Source organism: Neobacillus sp. MER 74 (assembly GCF_023714155.1).
Genome location: NZ_JAMAUV010000002.1, coordinates 191,800 through 208,405, shown reverse-complemented (window position 1 = coordinate 208,405; position 16,606 = coordinate 191,800). Strand labels below are relative to the sequence as shown.

21 protein-coding genes are annotated in these 16,606 nt (G+C 38.6%); 19 read left to right on the top strand and 2 right to left on the bottom strand.

Annotated elements, in window-relative coordinates; all coding sequences use genetic code 11:
- Positions 1-19: 19 nt before the first annotated feature.
- On the top strand, positions 20-688 hold the full coding sequence (locus tag M3610_RS05365; protein WP_098574876.1) for a 3-oxoacid CoA-transferase subunit B: 669 nt from the start codon (positions 20-22) through the stop codon (positions 686-688).
- A gap of 174 nt (positions 689-862) precedes the next feature.
- Positions 863-1,117: a YqkE family protein gene (locus M3610_RS05360; RefSeq protein ID WP_251457084.1), complete on the top strand. Its 255-nt coding sequence runs from the start codon at positions 863-865 to the stop codon at positions 1,115-1,117.
- A gap of 131 nt (positions 1,118-1,248) precedes the next feature.
- Here the strand turns inward: M3610_RS05360 and M3610_RS05355 are convergent, their stop codons facing one another.
- Together M3610_RS05355 and mciZ are read right to left on the bottom strand one after the other, a co-directional pair.
- On the bottom strand, positions 1,249-2,160 hold the full coding sequence (locus M3610_RS05355) for an aldo/keto reductase (protein WP_251457081.1): 912 nt from the start codon (positions 2,158-2,160) through the stop codon (positions 1,249-1,251).
- Between the two features lie 63 nt (positions 2,161-2,223).
- Complete coding sequence (mciZ, locus tag M3610_RS05350; protein WP_251457078.1) at positions 2,224-2,355, bottom strand: Z-ring formation inhibitor MciZ; 132 nt, start codon at positions 2,353-2,355, stop codon at positions 2,224-2,226.
- A gap of 70 nt (positions 2,356-2,425) precedes the next feature.
- Between mciZ and M3610_RS05345 the strand changes: the two genes are divergently transcribed.
- The 17 genes from M3610_RS05345 (at position 2,426) to M3610_RS05265 (ending at position 16,585) form a co-directional block, all read left to right on the top strand.
- Positions 2,426-2,980: an NUDIX hydrolase gene (locus tag M3610_RS05345; RefSeq protein WP_251457076.1), complete on the top strand. Its 555-nt coding sequence runs from the start codon at positions 2,426-2,428 to the stop codon at positions 2,978-2,980.
- On the top strand, positions 2,977-4,140 hold the full coding sequence (locus M3610_RS05340; protein ID WP_251457074.1) for an endonuclease Q family protein: 1,164 nt from the start codon (positions 2,977-2,979) through the stop codon (positions 4,138-4,140). The genes M3610_RS05345 and M3610_RS05340 overlap by 4 nt, the downstream gene beginning before the upstream one ends.
- 126 nt (positions 4,141-4,266) lie before the next feature.
- Positions 4,267-4,914, top strand: a complete 648-nt coding sequence (gene spoIIM / locus M3610_RS05335) for a stage II sporulation protein M (RefSeq protein ID WP_251457071.1) — start codon at positions 4,267-4,269, stop codon at positions 4,912-4,914.
- Positions 4,915-5,032: 118 nt separating this feature from the next.
- The gene (fur, locus tag M3610_RS05330) at positions 5,033-5,497 is read left to right on the top strand and encodes a ferric iron uptake transcriptional regulator (protein ID WP_098574870.1); all 465 of its coding nucleotides are present in this window, start codon (positions 5,033-5,035) and stop codon (positions 5,495-5,497) included.
- A gap of 120 nt (positions 5,498-5,617) precedes the next feature.
- Entirely contained in the window at positions 5,618-5,845 is a 228-nt protein-coding gene (locus M3610_RS05325) for a YqzK family protein (RefSeq protein WP_098574869.1), read from the top strand.
- Between the two features lie 5 nt (positions 5,846-5,850).
- On the top strand, positions 5,851-6,738 hold the full coding sequence (gene xerD / locus M3610_RS05320) for a site-specific tyrosine recombinase XerD (RefSeq protein ID WP_251457068.1): 888 nt from the start codon (positions 5,851-5,853) through the stop codon (positions 6,736-6,738).
- Between the two features lie 220 nt (positions 6,739-6,958).
- Positions 6,959-8,143 (top strand): phosphopentomutase, encoded by a 1,185-nt coding sequence (gene deoB / locus M3610_RS05315; RefSeq protein WP_251457065.1) that lies wholly within the window; start codon positions 6,959-6,961, stop codon positions 8,141-8,143.
- A 15-nt stretch (positions 8,144-8,158) separates the two neighbouring features.
- Positions 8,159-8,980 (top strand): purine-nucleoside phosphorylase, encoded by an 822-nt coding sequence (locus M3610_RS05310; protein ID WP_251457062.1) that lies wholly within the window; start codon positions 8,159-8,161, stop codon positions 8,978-8,980.
- Between the two features lie 27 nt (positions 8,981-9,007).
- Positions 9,008-10,312 (top strand): pyrimidine-nucleoside phosphorylase, encoded by a 1,305-nt coding sequence (locus tag M3610_RS05305; protein WP_251457059.1) that lies wholly within the window; start codon positions 9,008-9,010, stop codon positions 10,310-10,312.
- Positions 10,313-10,457: 145 nt separating this feature from the next.
- Positions 10,458-11,630 carry a D-alanyl-D-alanine carboxypeptidase family protein gene (locus M3610_RS05300; RefSeq protein ID WP_251457054.1) on the top strand — a complete coding sequence of 391 codons (1,173 nt, stop codon included), beginning with the start codon at positions 10,458-10,460 and terminating at the stop codon, positions 11,628-11,630.
- 145 nt (positions 11,631-11,775) lie between these two features.
- A complete protein-coding gene (spoIIAA, locus tag M3610_RS05295; protein ID WP_026563990.1) occupies positions 11,776-12,126 on the top strand; it encodes an anti-sigma F factor antagonist in 351 nt (116 codons plus the stop codon).
- Positions 12,127-12,567: an anti-sigma F factor gene (gene spoIIAB / locus M3610_RS05290; protein ID WP_098574863.1), complete on the top strand. Its 441-nt coding sequence runs from the start codon at positions 12,127-12,129 to the stop codon at positions 12,565-12,567.
- A 12-nt stretch (positions 12,568-12,579) separates the two neighbouring features.
- A complete protein-coding gene (sigF, locus tag M3610_RS05285) occupies positions 12,580-13,338 on the top strand; it encodes an RNA polymerase sporulation sigma factor SigF (RefSeq protein ID WP_098574862.1) in 759 nt (252 codons plus the stop codon).
- Positions 13,339-13,451: 113 nt separating this feature from the next.
- Positions 13,452-14,072, top strand: a complete 621-nt coding sequence (locus tag M3610_RS05280; RefSeq protein ID WP_251457051.1) for a stage V sporulation protein AA — start codon at positions 13,452-13,454, stop codon at positions 14,070-14,072.
- Positions 14,062-14,484, top strand: a complete 423-nt coding sequence (locus tag M3610_RS05275; protein ID WP_098574860.1) for a stage V sporulation protein AB — start codon at positions 14,062-14,064, stop codon at positions 14,482-14,484. Before M3610_RS05280 ends, M3610_RS05275 begins: the two co-directional genes overlap by 11 nt.
- 54 nt (positions 14,485-14,538) lie before the next feature.
- Positions 14,539-15,108: a stage V sporulation protein SpoVABEA gene (spoVAEA, locus tag M3610_RS05270; RefSeq protein ID WP_142333014.1), complete on the top strand. Its 570-nt coding sequence runs from the start codon at positions 14,539-14,541 to the stop codon at positions 15,106-15,108.
- Positions 15,095-16,585 carry a spore germination protein gene (locus tag M3610_RS05265; protein ID WP_251457048.1) on the top strand — a complete coding sequence of 497 codons (1,491 nt, stop codon included), beginning with the start codon at positions 15,095-15,097 and terminating at the stop codon, positions 16,583-16,585. Before spoVAEA ends, M3610_RS05265 begins: the two co-directional genes overlap by 14 nt.
- The last annotated feature ends 21 nt before the right edge of the window (positions 16,586-16,606 follow it).

The following is a 16,606-nucleotide window of genomic DNA, read 5'->3' as shown; positions in this document are numbered from 1 at the left end:
GGGGAAGGGAGAGAGTACAATGGCGGATGAAAAAGTCTCTGTCAGAGAGAGAATTGCAATCAGGGCAGAGAAGGAAATTGAAAATGGCTTTTATGTAAACCTAGGCATTGGTATGCCAACCCTGGTTGCCAATTATATGTCAGCTAATAAACAAGTGGTCTTGCAGTCTGAAAATGGTCTTCTTGGCATCGGGCCATATCCAGGTGCGGACGAGGTGGATCCTGATTTAATCAATGCTGGTAAAGAGACAGTTACGGCGATAAGTGGTGCCGCCTATTTCGATAGTGCCGAATCGTTTGCGATGATACGTGGAGGCCATGTCAATTTGGCGATCCTTGGTGGAATGGAAGTATCCGAAACGGGTGATTTAGCGAATTGGATGATCCCAGGAAAGATGATTAAAGGCATGGGCGGGGCGATGGATCTTGTCCATGGAGCTCAAAAAATAATTGTAATCATGGAGCATGTTAATAAAAAAGGTGAATCAAAAATATTGAAAGAGTGCACGCTGCCTCTTACAGGTAAAGGGGTAGTCAATCGGATTATCACCGAGCGCGCAGTCATGGATGTGACGGACGCGGGTCTTAAGTTGGTGGAAGTAGCAAAAGGATTTACAATTGAGGAAGTCGTCAATTCTACAGAAGCCGCATTATCAGTGGACGAAAATGTGAAAATTGAAGCTTATTGAGATAGCCACTCTGTTGATTGGAGCGAAGCCGCCTGGAGTGGAAATCAACAGACTAATTAAAAGAGCCAATAATATAGAATAGCAGGCTGCAAGAAAATAAAGCCTGCTTTTTTCTGTGGGCATTTTTGATGACATGATATAATATAAATGAATTTTGACAACGGAGGCGTTTTGATGAAAAAGCAAAACAGACAAAAAAATCAATCGAAACCCAAAAAGGATGATTCAGCGGTCACGCTTGGCGATATGATCAATCCAAATTTATTTAAACAATTAAAAGATCAACAGGAACAGCTGAAAGCAGCAGAAGAAAAAAGAAAAGAAGAAGAAGAGCAAAGAAAACGGGAAGAAAGAAGATTAAAAGAAAAAAACAAATCATTTGAAGAACTATTAAATGAAAGCGGCATGAATTGGAAAGAGTTTAAATAAAAGGCTGTGTTAAAGGTTAATTTTGATTTTGGCACTCTGTTGATTGAAGTGCCTGGAACGGAAATCAACAGACTAGTTTTAACACAGCCAAATAAGAACTGATAAAAAGGAGAGCGGTTGTACGCTCTCCTTTAACGATGTTCTTTATAGATACTTACTTTCGTTAATTCTTTAATGAGAGAAATTTCTTCAGCAGAAAGTGGCTGACTTCTAACTGCTTTCGCATTACATCTAATTTGCTCTGGACTGCTTGCCCCGGCAATAACAGAAGCAATAACAGGATTTGCGAGATTATACTGAAGGGCGATCTCTGTAAAGGAGCGTGAGTCCGCTAGTCTTTCCTTTAGCATTGGCAAAACTTCATTCAGCTCGGTTAAGCTATAGTCTTGATACCCCTTATCGGCTGCTTTCTCCAGCATTTTATTACTTAAAAGGCCTTTGGCAAGCGGGCCGCGGGTTACAACGCTTACACCAAACTCTTGCAGTAATGGAAGTGCTTCTTCTTCAGGACGGCGGTCTAGGATACTATATTGCATCATCACGGAAACGAGACTCGACTTTTTCACATATTCCCTAATGACATTGGGGCGGATCGATGAAATCCCGTAATAACGGATAAAGCCTTCTGCTTTTAATTCTTCGAATGCTTCAATCGTTTCCTCAATAGGATCATCAATTGTACCACCATGCAGCTGATAGAGATCGATATAGTCCGTGCCTAGTCGTTTAAGACTTTGTTTGACTTCTTCCTTTATATATGACTTCGATGGATCCCATGACCATCCTTTCTTATCCTGACTCCAGCGGTTTCCAACCTTGGTGGCAATAATCACATTTTCACGTACATCCTTTAATGCTGCTCCGACAATTCTTTCGTTTTCCCCAAAATCATATAAATCAGCCGTATCAAAATAATTAACACCTTCCTCAAGTGCGGTCTCAATAATATTTCGTGCCGTTTTCTCTTCGGTACCAATTGACATACAGCCAAGCCCTAATTCTGTTACATACAAATCTGAATTTCCAAGTTTTCTCTTTTTCAAAAAATCACCTGTCCTTTTTTTACAATTTTAATAAAGAAAAGGACAGACTACAATCGAAAGGCATTATTTTTGATTGACCTTTTCAACCCATTCGGAAACGGAGAGATGATCTTTGTTATATTCTTTTAGTTTCTGAACTATTTCCCACCCTTTTCCAACAAGAATGATTCCCTTTTCGTGAACGTACACCTTCATCTCATACCCTCCAATTAAAGTATGGTAAAATGTATGAGCAGATAATAGGAATAGAACAGGAGTGACCCATATGAACAATCTTGAAGAAAAAACGCTCCAGAGCGAAGAGATTTACTCTGGAAAAATAATCAGTGTTCACTTACAGGATGTCGAACTTCCGAACGGGAAACAATCCAAGCGGGAGATTGTTAAACATCCCGGTGCTGTCGCTATTTTAGCGCTGACTGATGACAAAAAAGTCCTTATGGTGGAACAATACAGAAAAGCACTGGAACGGACCATTGTCGAAATTCCTGCTGGAAAGCTGGAAAAGGGCGAAGAACCAGCCCTTTGTGCGCGCCGTGAACTGGAAGAAGAGACAGGTTATGAGTGTAAGAGTTTAGAGTGGCTCACCTCTTTTTACACCTCCCCAGGATTCGCCGATGAAATCGTACATGTCTATGTAGCAACAGGTCTGACTAAGAAAGAAAATGCAGCCGCACTCGACGAAGACGAGTTTGTGAATCTTGAGGAATTAACCCTTGAAGAAGCCGTTCAATATGTGAATGAGAAAAAGATCTATGATGCCAAAACGATTTTCGCTGTACAGTATTTACAGTTACAAGAGGCTTTGAAGAGTAAATGAATCGCTACTATGTAGATTTACATATTCATATTGGCCGGACCTGGACCGGAAAGCCGGTAAAAATTACTGGGGCCAAGTCATTAACGTTTACGAATATCATTGAACACGCACGACATGAGAAAGGGCTTAATATGGTGGGAATCATCGATAGTCATTCACCTGAAGTCATTCTCGAAATGGAGAGTCTTATTGAAAGTGGAGATGTAGTCGAGCATCCAGACGGGGGCTTAGTATTTGGTGATCTAACGGTAATCCCTGGTTCGGAATTAGAAATTTACGATGAGCAATGCAATGGTCCAATCCATCTATTGTGCTACTTTCCTAATCTTTCCGTCATGAGGGAATTCTCCACATGGCTTTCAGGTCACTTGAAAAATATTCAACTAAGCTCTCAAAGGATCTATGCCTCTGGCCTCACTTTGCAAAAGAAGGTGAAAGAGTTAGGTGGAATCTTTATTCCTGCTCATGTATTTACGCCTTTTAAGAGCTTATATGGGAAAGGTGTCAATCAATCATTAACTGAGGTATTGGACCCGGATTTGATTGATGCCATTGAACTTGGATTAAGTTCCGACACGAATATGGCAGATCAAATCAAAGAGTTGCATGATTATACTTTTGTAACGAATTCTGATGCCCATTCCCTTGCAAAAATAGCTCGAGAATATCAAGTTATCGAGATGAAGGAACCGACATTTTTAGAATTGCAGAAAGCATTAATGAAGGAAGATGGACGGAAAATTATCGCAAACTATGGTCTTGATCCATTGCTTGGTAAATATCATAAGACAGTTTGTGCAGAGTGCCTCAATCCTGCAGCAGATGACGATCAAATATGCAGCCAATGTGGAAATACCAAAATTATTAAAGGTGTAGCTGACAGAATCCTTGAACTGAAAACAGCTGAACAAGGGCCAGAAGATCGTCCGCCCTATATTCATCAGGTCCCGCTTGAATTCATCCCTGGCTTAGGACCTCGCTTATTGGAGAAGCTGGTCGATCATTTTGGGAGTGAAATGGCGATTTTACATGATGTTCCATATGATGGTTTGAAAGAGGTCGTCCCTGAAAGAATTGCTGAACTGATCCTGAAGGCTAGAGAGGGGAAAGTAAATCTAGCAGCTGGCGGCGGCGGGAAATACGGAAAAATTTCAGATTAAGTAAAGCAACCCCGGTAGCAAAAGCCATCGGGGTTAATTTCTGAAATCTATTAATTTTTGAGCATAGAAATACTAGACTGGCATACAATGTATTAACTGAATCGAGAATAGTGGGAGGAAACGCAAATGAAGAAACGATTGTACCAGTCCGATGCCGCTAGTTATTTCCGTGAGCATTCCTCAATATTTTTGTTTATTGTCGTTTTATTTTTGATGGGAGTCATCTTTGGGGCCATTGTCGTAAATAGTATGAGCATTACCCAGAAGGAAGATTTATTCTACTATTTATCCCAATTTTTTGGCCAAGTCTCAAGTGGAAAAGATGCCGAAGACAGTGATTTATTCTTACAGAGTTTATTCCATAATAGTAAATTTATTGGGCTCATGTGGATTCTAGGTATTTCAATCATTGGCCTGCCGGTTATTCTCATTCTATTATTTATTAAAGGTATGGTAGTGGGATTTACTGTTGGTTTCCTAGTCAGTCAAATGGGCTGGCAGGGATTTATGCTAGCTTTTGTTTCCATATTGCCGCAGAACTTGATTATTATTCCCGTCTTTATCCTTATGGCCGCATTATCAGTAATTTTCTCACTCCGAATGATAAAAAAACAATTTATGAAAAAATATGCCCAGCCAATCCTTCCTTTTTTTAAGAGATATATTTTTGCCTTGATTATAGCCGTGATATTTATATCTGCTGCATCCGGAATTGAGGCTTATCTTTCGCCATGGTTAATGAAAACCATTGTAACTACTACTAGTTTAAAGTAATTACTTTGTAATAATTATTACTAATAATTGTTTATTGTTATTTATAATAATTTTATTTTGATTCTCAATTGCCATCTGTTATAATGAGAATTAACAGTGGCGAGGGAGGGACTTCAGGATGGAAACTAGAATTGAGAGAATAAAAAAACAGTTGCATTCCGCAAGTTATAAACTAACACCTCAGCGTGAGGCAACCGTTCGTGTTTTATTAGAAAATGAAGAGGATCATTTAAGTGCGGAAGATGTATACCTCCTCGTAAAAGAAAAGTCGCCTGAAATTGGTTTAGCAACTGTTTATCGAACGTTGGAATTATTAACGGAATTAAAAATTGTTGATAAAATAAATTTTGGGGATGGGGTTTCTCGTTATGACCTCAGGCAGGAAGGTGCAGCCCATTTTCATCACCATCTAGTTTGTATTGAGTGCGGTGCGGTTGATGAAATTCAAGAGGATTTACTTGAAGATGTCGAAGCAGTCGTGGAACGAAAATGGAATTTTAAAATAAAAGACCATCGTCTAACTTTTCATGGAATTTGTTACCGATGCCAGGATAAAGTGAAAGATGAAGAAAAAACGGATTAACCAATGAAGCTCTTTGAAAAGGGCTTTTTTCTTTTCTCCTTTAATACCAATGACTAGGTATAAAAATTGTCCGTTTTGGCATACATTTTACTAGACAACCTTAAAATTGGGGGAAGTAGAATGGGCCAATTTATTAAAGCTGTACTGAAAACCTTAAAAGTTTTTATTATATTCACAGGATGCACGATTCTTTTCTATTATGGTATCATGTTGGTAAATGAAGAATATCAAAATTATCATCGCTATGATGAACCGGAAGGAGCCTCTCTCAAGGTTTCGAACGCAGTAAATGAGGATAATTCTTCTTTGTTCGATCGGCTGATGTTGTTTTATTTAAATGGGGAGTAAATGCGATGGACGAGCAATTAAAGGATTTTATGCATTACTTAATCGTTGAAAAAGGTTTATCCAATAATACAATTATGGCATATGAGCGAGATTTAAAAAGTTATCTTCATTATTTAAAAAATGTGGAATTGGTAATGACTTTAAATGATGTACAACGAGTCCATATCATTCACTTTTTAAGATTTTTAAAGGAACAAGGAAAATCACAGAAAACCCTGGCAAGACACATCGCTTCCGTAAGAGCATTTCATCAATTTTTGTTAAGGGCAAAGGAAACAGACCAAGACCCTTCCGTTCAAATTGAAACACCAAAGCTTGAAAGGTCTCTTCCAACTATATTGAGTTTGAAGGAAGTAGAAGCCCTGCTAGAAACACCACAATCACATGATCATTTTGGAATAAGGGACAAGGCGATGCTTGAACTGTTATATGCAACAGGGATCCGGGTTAGTGAACTAATAGGTCTTGAGATTGATAATGTTCAGTTAATGATGGGATTTGTTCGCTGTAATGGGAATAAAGAAAGAATCATTCCGATTGGACGAACAGCTTCTGAGGCAATAAAACATTATCTAGAAGAAGGAAGACCGCGTTTTGTATCCACAAAGTATCAGGATCATGCTTTGTTTTTAAACCATCAGGGGAAAAGGTTGACACGCCAAGGGTTTTGGAAAATTTTGAAAAAGCTTACAAAAGAAGCAGGTATCAATAAGGAACTTACCCCACATACCCTTCGTCATTCATTTGCCACACATTTGTTAGAAAATGGGGCTGATTTGCGAGCTGTTCAGGAAATGTTAGGTCATGCAGATATCTCAACCACTCAAATATATACACAGGTTACGAAAACAAAGATAAAAGACGTATATAGTAAATTTCATCCACGAGCTTAATAGAGTAGGAGAATCTAAAAAAACGTAAAATTGTCAAAAAGCTGCCTAATTTTTGGTGGCTTTTTTCTTGTAATTTCTGAAACATTTAGTACAATATAGATGTCAGACTTCTGACAAATAGATTTATATTAGTTTTTCATAAACCTATATAATGAGGGCAACCTATTTGTAGGATTTTAATATTTGCAAACGTTTTCGACGGATGAAGGAGGAAGAATTAATGGCTGCAAATACATATAAACGTATTTTTATTATCGTGATGGACTCGGTGGGGATTGGAGAAGCGCCAGATGCAGAAAAGTTTGGTGACAAAGGCGCTGATACTTTTGGTCATATTGCCGAAAGAATGAACGGTCTTAATATGCCAAATATGGGCAAGTTAGGATTAAGCAATATTCGAGAAATAAAAGGTATTGAAAAAGCAGATAAACCCTTGGCGTTTTATACAAAAATGATGGAAGCATCCAATGGTAAAGATACCATGACAGGACACTGGGAAATTATGGGTTTAAATATTCAAACACCTTTCCAAGTGTTCCCAGAGGGTTTTCCAGATGAGCTTCTCTCGGAATTAGAAAAGCGTACCGGAAGGAAAATTATTGGGAATAAGCCGGCAAGCGGAACAGAAATACTCGATGAGTTGGGCGAAGAACATATGAAGACAGGGGCATTAATTGTCTATACATCCGCTGATTCAGTTCTTCAGATTGCTGCACATGAAGAAATTATTCCAATTGAAGAGCAATACAAAATTTGTAAAATTGCTCGTGAATTAACGCTTGATGAAAGGTATATGGTTGGACGCGTTATCGCACGCCCTTTCTTAGGTGAGCCAGGAAACTTTAAACGTACCTCGAACCGGCACGATTACGCGCTAAAACCATTTGATCGGACGGTGATGAGTGAATTAAAAGATAGCGGCTTCGATGTTATTGCCATTGGAAAAATATCCGATATCTATGATGGCGAAGGCGTGACTCAATCCCTAAGAACGGTTTCTAATATGGATGGTATGGATAAGCTTGTTGAAACCTTGGAAATGGATTTTACTGGAATCAGTTTTTTAAATCTAGTTGATTTTGATGCTTTATATGGCCATCGCCGGGACCCTGAGGGCTATGGAAAAGCTTTGGAAGAATATGATGCACGTCTCCCGGAAGTGTTTGCCAAGTTGAAAGAAGACGATTTATTAATGATTACAGCCGATCACGGTAATGACCCAGTAGCACCAGGTACAGACCATACACGTGAATATGTACCTTTATTAGTTTACTCCAAGGGTATGACGGAAGGTAAGGAACTTCCATTAAGAGAGACGTTTGCTGACCTCGGTGCAACTGTTGCAGACAACTTTAAAGTCAAATTACCTAACTACGGAAAAAGCTTTTTAAATGAATTGAAATAAAAAGGGGAATTAAGTATGAACACTGAAAAAATTCAAAATGCTTCAAGCTTTTTAAAACAGAAATATGCAAATACACCTAAGGTAGGATTAATTCTAGGTTCAGGACTTGGTGTTTTAGCGGACGAAATTGAGAACCCAGTAAAAATTCCTTACAATGAAATCCCTGACTTCCCTATTTCAACTGTGGAGGGCCATGCTGGTCAACTAGTGTTTGGACTATTAAGCGGTGTTGAAGTTTGTGCCATGCAAGGTCGTTTCCATTTCTATGAAGGATATAGTATGGAAAAAGTAACCTTCCCTGTTCGCGTTATGAAAGAGTTAGGCGTGGACATGTTAATCGTGACCAATGCTGCAGGCGGAGTTAATGAAAGCTTTTCTGCAGGTGATTTAATGATTATTTCAGATCATATTAATAATATGGGCACAAATCCGTTAATTGGACCAAATGATTCGAAACTTGGGGTACGATTCCCTGATATGTCAGAGGCATATACGAAAGAATTACGAGTTGCTGCAAGAGAGATTGCTAGCCGTCTAAACATTAATGTTAAAGAAGGAGTTTACTTTGGTAATCCTGGACCTGTGTATGAAACTCCTGCTGAAATTAGAATGGTACGGACCATGGGCGGAGATGCAGTCGGAATGTCTACTGTCCCAGAGGTAATTGTAGCGCGTCACAGTGGCATGAAGGTACTTGGTATTTCATGTATTTCAAACATGGCAGCAGGTATTCTTGACCAGCCGCTTACCCATGATGAAGTGATTGAAACAACAGAAAGAGTAAAAGCTGACTTCCTTCAGTATATAAAAGAGATTGTGAAAACAATTGCTAGGTAAATATTTTTCGAAAAAGTGGTGATTTAGATGAGAATGGTTGACTTAATAGAGAAAAAAAGAGATGGACAAGAATTATCATCAGATGAAATTAAATTTATAATTAATGGATATACCGACGGATCAATACCAGATTACCAAGTCAGCGCCTTAACTATGGCTATCTTTTTTAAAGGGATGACTGAACAGGAAAGAGCCGATTTGACTATGGCGATGGTTGAATCAGGTGACCAAATTGATTTATCACAAATTGCTGGAATTAAAGTTGACAAACACTCTACCGGCGGTGTGGGTGATACAACAACGCTAGTTCTTGGTCCGCTTGTTGCTGCACTTGATGTACCTGTTGCAAAGATGTCAGGGCGCGGCTTAGGACATACTGGGGGAACAATCGATAAATTAGAAGCGGTAGAAGGCTTCCATGTTGAAATTAAAAATGAAGAATTTATCGAGCTTGTTAATAAAAACAAGATTGCTGTAATTGGACAAAGTGGAAATTTAACGCCTGCAGACAAGAAACTTTATGCATTGAGAGATGTGACAGCCACTGTCGATAGTATTCCACTAATCGCAAGTTCAATCATGAGTAAAAAGATTGCTGCTGGTGCTGATGCTATCGTTCTTGATGTTAAAACCGGTGCAGGTGCATTTATGAAAACACTTGATGATTCTCGCGAACTTGCAAAAGCAATGGTGCGAATTGGAAATAATGTCGGCAGAAGAACAATGGCTGTTATTTCTGACATGAGCCAACCGCTGGGTTTTGCGATTGGGAATGCCCTTGAAGTAAAGGAAGCGATTGATACATTAAAAGGTGAAGGCCCTGAGGATTTAACAGAATTATGTTTAACTCTTGGCAGCCATATGGTTTACTTAGCAGAAAAGGCGGATTCATTAGCAGATGCCCGGACCAAGCTTGAAGGTGTAATCAAAGACGGTTCAGCGCTTGAAAAATTAAAAGTATTTTTAAGTTCACAAGGCGGGGATGCGTCCGTTGTGGATGACCCTTCAAAAATGCCGCAAGCAAAGTATATGATTGAATTGGAAGCCAAAGAGGATGGCTATGTATCTGAAATCGTGGCAGATGAAGTCGGAACAGCTGCGATGATTCTTGGCGCAGGAAGAGCAACTAAGGAATCTGTCATTGATTTAGCTGTGGGCCTCGTCCTAAGAAAGAAAATCGGTGACCAAGTGAAGAAAGGTGAATCCTTAGTAACCATTTACAGCAATTTCGAAAATGTTGAGGAAGTAAAAAACAAACTTTACAACAACATAAAAATTTCCGCGACAAAAATAGACTCACCAATCCTCATACATGGGGAAATAACCGAATAAATCAACTCTAAAGGGTGTCAGGCACCATGTGAAAAATTCACATGGTGCCTGACACCCTATTTTTATTTTGTTTACAAGGAAATAACTGTATAAAGTTATTAATTTTGGAAAAAATGGATGCTATAAAGAATGGAGGGTTATGCGAATGAAACGATTTGTCTCTTTGATAGTGACAATTTTTTTACTTACAAGTTTATGGAGTACATCAGCATTTGCTGCTGAGGAAAAAAAGAATGCTGATATCGTCAACAATGTAAAATCCGCTATTTTAATTGAACGTGATACAGGAAAAGTGCTTTATGAGAAAAACGGGAATGAAGAGTTACCGCCGGCGAGTATGACCAAAATTATGACTATGCTGTTAATCATGGAAGCTGTTGATAAAGGGAAACTATCTTGGAATGAAAAAATCCGTGCTAGTGAGTATGCAGCATCGATGGGTGGTTCACAAATTTTTCTTGAACCTGGCGAAGAAATGACCACCAAGGAAATGCTAAGAGGTATTGCAATTGGTTCTGGAAATGATGCATCTGTGGCAATGGCTGAAAGAATTGCTGGGTCAGAAGAAGCATTTGTTGACATGATGAATAACAAAGTGAAAGAACTTGGTTTAAAGCATACTTTCTTTAAAAATACAACGGGACTTCCAGTTAGTGGTCATTTCAGCACGGCGAATGATATGGCTATAATGGCGAAAGAACTATTAAAATATGAAGACATTACGAAATTTACTGGTATGTATGAAGCATATCTTCGTGAAAATACAGACAAAAAATTCTGGCTTGTTAATACGAATAAATTGGTACGATTTTACCCAGGTGTAGACGGACTTAAAACAGGCTTTACTGCGGAAGCAAAATACTGCTTAACAGCCACAGCTCAAAAGAATGGGATGCGTGTCATTGCGGTTGTGTTCGGAGCACCTACATCAAAGGAAAGAAATGCCCAAGTAACAAAAATGCTTAATTATGCTTTTAACCAATATCAAACACATCCAATGTACAAACGTAACCAGATAATAGCCAAAGCTAGATTGAGTAAAGGACAGGAGAAGTCGATCGAGGCTGTAACAAGCGAGCCGATTTCACTGCTTACAAAAAAAGGTGAAAAAACCGAGGATGTCAAACAAAAAATAACAATAAATAAAAATCTCCAAGCTCCCATCAATAAAGGCGATAAGATTGGAACCATTCAATTAATAAAAGACGGAAAAGTCTTTGTAGAAAGTCCTTTATTAGCAAAGGGAACCGTAAAAGAAGCTGGTTGGTGGACGCTATATAAACGATCATTTGGAATGTTCACAAAGGCTGGTAAATAAGAAAAGCGAAAGAACCTCGGCTGTGTCGAATCTTCCAAATAAATCACTTCTTTTAGCGAAATGCGACTAGTTTTGTATTTACAGAAGGATATTAACAGCCCGAAAGAGAATTGTCTCACTATACCAGATTAAGGAGGACGGGATAGTGAGTCTTAATATTGATATGGAAACAAAACATGACGTTCTATGCATTCGTTTAAGCGGTGAATTGGACCATCACACCGCGGATGAACTTCGCGAAAAAGCGATAACTGTGATTGAAAAAAATGAAATTCGTCATATTGTCTTAAATCTGGAACATCTCGCTTTTATGGACAGCTCTGGATTAGGCGTAATCTTAGGCAGATACAAACAAATTAAACAGGTCCACGGTGAAATGGTGGTATGTGCGATTTCCCCAGCGATACAAAGGCTATTCGATATGTCAGGTTTATTTAAAATCATCAAAATGGAACCGACAGAAGAATTTGCATTGCAAAGATTGGGGGTGGCCTGAATGAAGAACGAAATGAATCTTCAATTCAGTGCACTAAGTCAAAATGAGTCATTTGCTCGAGTAACCGTGGCGGCATTTATCGCCCAGTTAGACCCTAATATGGATGAATTGACTGAAATTAAAACAGTTGTATCCGAAGCAGTGACCAATGCGATTATTCACGGATATGAGAATGATCCTAATGGAATTGTCTATATTCAAGTAATCATCGAAGATAGTTTAATTGATCTAACAATTAAAGATGCAGGATTGGGAATTGTAGATGTGGAAGAAGCTCGTCAGCCATTATTTACAACAAAGCCGGATTTAGAGCGATCCGGAATGGGTTTTACTATCATGGAAAATTTCATGGATGAGGTAGAGGTTCATTCACAGCCAGGTCGAGGAACCGAAGTTAGATTACGAAAGCATTTACAAAACCGCAAAATGCTTTGCAATTAAGGAGACTTGCCAATGGATGTGGAGGTTAAGAATGATAAAGGTCAAACATATTTAAAGGATCATGAAGTAAAAGAACTCATTAAAAAGAGCCAAGATGGAGATCAAGAATCAAGGGATCTAATTGTTGAAAAAAATATGCGTCTTGTTTGGTCTGTTGTCCAAAGGTTCCTAAACCGGGGGTATGACCCCGATGACCTGTTTCAGATTGGGTGTATTGGATTATTAAAATCAGTGGATAAATTTGACCTTTCCTATGATGTAAAGTTTTCGACTTATGCAGTCCCGATGATTATTGGTGAGATCCAGCGATTTATCCGTGATGATGGAACGGTTAAGGTTAGCCGATCTTTGAAGGAAATGGGAAACAAAATCCGAAAAGCAAAAGACGAATTATCAAAAGTGCTTGGCAGAATACCAACGGTTAACGAGATCTCAGCCCATCTTGACCTCTCACCAGAAGATGTCATTCTCGCTCAAGAAGCCAGCAGAACACCTTCTTCCATTCATGAAACAGTGTATGAAAATGATGGAGATCCAATTACTCTACTGGACCAGATTGATGATGGAAATGATGGAAAATGGTTTGATAAAATTGCATTAAAGGAAGCTATCCGAGAATTAGATGAGCGCGAAAGACTCATTGTCTATTTAAGGTATTACAAGGACCAAACACAATCTGAGGTTGCTCTTAGGCTTGGAATATCCCAAGTGCAAGTATCACGACTTGAAAAAAAAATATTGCAGCAAATGAAAGGCCGTATGGATCTCTGATTCATACGGTTTTTTTGTGTAAATAAGCTGCTGGTATTTTTTGGATTTAATGAAAAAAGTGCTTATTACTCATACTATTTATACAGGAAATCATTGTTTGGGAAGTGATAGTTTTGGAAGAAACAATATATATCCGTATGCGGAATCGAGTTCAGGCTCCGCCCCAAGAAAAAGTATTGTTAAATGATATTGCGCAAGTTATTGCACCTGACGAAGTTCTTTCACAACTACAAACTTTGACCATTCATCAATTAACAGTTACAGATCAGAATATCGTCATTATTGATGTCATGAAAGTTATCCACTTAATTAAAAATGAATTTGAAAGAATGGAAGTCCAAACAATTGGACCCGCCCAAACCATCATTGAAGTCATGAATAAAAAAAAGGGAGTCCGCCTGCCTTTTTTCCTTTTAATTTGGTTTCTCTTATTTTTCGGCTCAGCCTTGGCAATAATGAATTTTCATGATGATGTAAGTATGAAAAGTGTCCACGAAAAAATATATACGATCATTACAGGAAAAAAAGATGCAAAACCATTACTGTTTCAAATTCCCTATTCAATTGGATTAGGCATGGGAATGATTCTTTTTTTTAATCATGTCTTTAAGAAACGTATAAATGAAGAGCCCAGTCCCCTCGAGGTAGAAATGTTTAATTATCAAATGGATTTAGATAATTACGTAATTATCCACGAAAATAAAGAAAGTATAAAAAAAATCAGTGACGATTAAGATAATAGCCATCCTCTTTTTAGGTGTAGCGAGTGGACTGGCAGTAGGTTCTGGTTTTGTCGCATTTCTAACGGTATTAGGAATTATCCCGAGACTTACACAACTAAGTAAGACAATGAAAATGATTCAGCACTATGAATGGGCAGTTGTGTTAGGAGCACTCGCTGGGGTAGGTGCAAGTCTGAGGGATCCTATTTTACATATTCCTTCTTTTTCATTAATTTTTCTCGGAATTACAGGTGGAATTTTTTATGGGATGTTAGCTGCAGCCCTCACTGAGGTATTAAACGTTCTGCCAATTCTTGCTAAAAGAATCCGATTAGATGGTGAGATTGTTATATTAATCATGGCAATCGTATTAGGAAAAATTGCGGGGTCAATTTTTCAATGGGTTTATTTTGTACATCATTAACCCTTTTGGGAAGAATTTTCAACTTGGGCCAAGAAAGGACAGCACACTATGAGCATTCGGAGGCGTGTTATTTTAATTACTGACGGTGATGAATATGCTAAGAAAGCAGTCGAGCATGTTGCCAAAGAAATAGGTGGCCGATGTATTTCTAGTTCCCAAGGGAATCCTTCAACTTTAACCGGCGAGAAAATAGTCCAGTTGATAAAAAAGACCCCTCACGATCCCGTATTAGTGATGTTTGATGATAGTGGCATAGTTGGAGAAGGTGCTGGTGAGAATGCTTTGAAATATGTAGCAGGACATGAAGACATTGAAGTTCTAGGAATTATTGCAGTTGCAGCTAAATCAAGACATGAAGAATGGTCAAGGGTGGACGTAAGTATCGATCGTGATGGAAATTTAACTCCATATGGAGTAGATAAATTTGGTATACCTGAGCTTGAAATCGGGAGAATAAATGGTGATACAGTTTACTGCCTTGATGAATTGGAGGTTCCTGTCATCGTAGGAATTGGTGATATTGGCAAGATGGCTAGACATGACTCCTACAAAAAAGGTTCCCCGATAACAAAAAAAGCAGTGGAGCTTATACTTGAAAGGAGTGGCTTCCATGTCAAGAAGTAACGAACAGAAATGGCCAATCCCTAAATCAGTAAATGAAGTTGAAAACTATATGAAACAACGGGTTGGTCTTGGGAAAAGCTTTGATTTTGGTGTGAGGAAATTAAAAATCCTCAAGAAGGACGTACATATCTACTATGTAAATGGCTTATGTGATTCTCGCTTCGTAATTGAATTAATTGAAGAATTAGTTGAAATCAATGACCATGAAAAATTATCATCAGATTTCTTTAAGGTAATTGAAAATAGGCTAATCAATCAATCAGTTGAACAAGCTACCACACTTGATTACATTGTTGATAAGGTTTTGTCCGGATTAGTTGCTGTAGTATTGGAGGGGGAAAATACAGCTTTTGTCGTTGATGTCAGAAGCTATCCAGGAAGGCAGCCTCAAGAACCTGATACAGAAAAGGTGGTTAGAGGGTCTCGTGATGGGTTTGTTGAAAATATTATTTTGAATACAGCCTTAACGAGACGGCGAATTCGAGATGAACGTCTTCGCTTTGAAATGCTAAAGGTGGGTGAACGGTCAAAGGCGGATGTGGCTTTAGGGTATTTAGAGGATGTTGCAGATCCAGATATGGTCAATGTGATTAGGAAAGAAATTCAGGCAATTAATACAGATGGAATTCCAATGGCTGATAAAACCATAGAAGAATTCATTCTAAAGCAGGGTTGGAATCCCTTTCCGCTCGTAAGATATACGGAGCGTGCAGATATCGCTGCAACACATCTTCTGGAAGGGCATGTTATAATTTATGTTGACACCTCCCCAAGTGTCATAATCACTCCTACGACATATTTCCATCATGTACAGCATGCAGAAGAATTTCGTGAATCTCCTGCAATGGGAACATTTTTGCGTTGGACGCGTTTTTTAGGCGTACTTACGTCTATTTTACTACTCCCATTATGGATGTTATTTGTATTAGAACCATCCTTATTACCTGAAAGATTCTCTTTTATTGGACCAAATGAAACAACAAATATCCCGATTATCGTTCAGATTTTCTTGGCTGATTTTGGGATTGAGTTTTTACGATTGGCCGCCATACATACACCTACTCCACTCTCGACTGCAATGGGATTAATTGCAGCGGTATTAATTGGACAGATTGCGATTAGCGTGGGACTGTTTGTTCCAGAGGTAATCTTGTATGTAGCGGTTGCAGGGATTGGTTCCTTTACAACTCCAAGTTATGAATTAAGCGTAGCAAACAAAATTGGACGATTAACTCTGTTAATTCTTGTGTCGTTATTTCATCTGCCGGGATTTGTTATTGGGGCGACAGTATTCTTCCTTTTCCTTGTAAAAATACGTGCACTTAATACACCATATCTGTGGCCATTCCTTCCTTTTGAGCCGAAAGGATTTTTGCAAATCATTGTGCGCAGAGCAATACCAGGTTCTATCTTGAGACCAAGTATTGTTCACCCTAGAAACCGTTACCGGCAGCCGCCTAAAGCAAACGAGAAATAATTGCACTTTTCTAACAGGTAT